The organism is Pseudoalteromonas sp. SG44-1, from assembly GCF_014164315.1.
Taxonomy (GTDB): domain Bacteria; phylum Pseudomonadota; class Gammaproteobacteria; order Enterobacterales; family Alteromonadaceae; genus Pseudoalteromonas; species Pseudoalteromonas rhizosphaerae.
The window spans coordinates 1-404 of the sequence record NZ_JACJEW010000252.1 but is presented as its reverse complement, the minus strand read 5'-3'; the positions used below and the strand labels follow the sequence as shown (position 1 = coordinate 404).

General features: G+C 54.5%; 1 protein-coding gene. It reads left to right on the top strand.

The genetic code is table 11. The annotated features are described in order from the left end of the window. Positions 1-69: 69 nt before the first annotated feature. Positions 70-404: Ig-like domain-containing protein (locus tag H5187_RS24050; RefSeq protein ID WP_310737484.1), on the top strand; the 335-nt coding region annotated here is incomplete at its 3' end.

The window sequence follows — 404 nt, the reverse complement described above, 5'->3', positions numbered from 1 at the left end:
GCTTTTGTTGTTGATGCCAGCGTCACCGATGCCGCCGGCAATACCGCTAGCGACACAGAAAATGGCGGAGTGATCGATACTCTTGCGCCAACCTTTGATATTGATCCGTTGGCTGCGACGAACGACAGCACCCCAACCATCACCGGTAGCAGTGATGAAATTGGCGGGCTGGTGAGCATTACGGTCACCGATGCCAATGGCGATATACAAACCTTAACTGCCACTGTGTTGGCTGATGGCAGTTGGTCGGTGGATGTACCGACCCCGCTTGCAGAAGGCGCTTTTGTTGTTGATGCCAGCGTCACCGATGCCGCCGGCAATACCGCTAGCGACACAGAAAATGGCGGAGTGATCGATACTCTTGCGCCAACCTTTGATATTGATCCGTTGGCTGCGACGAACGA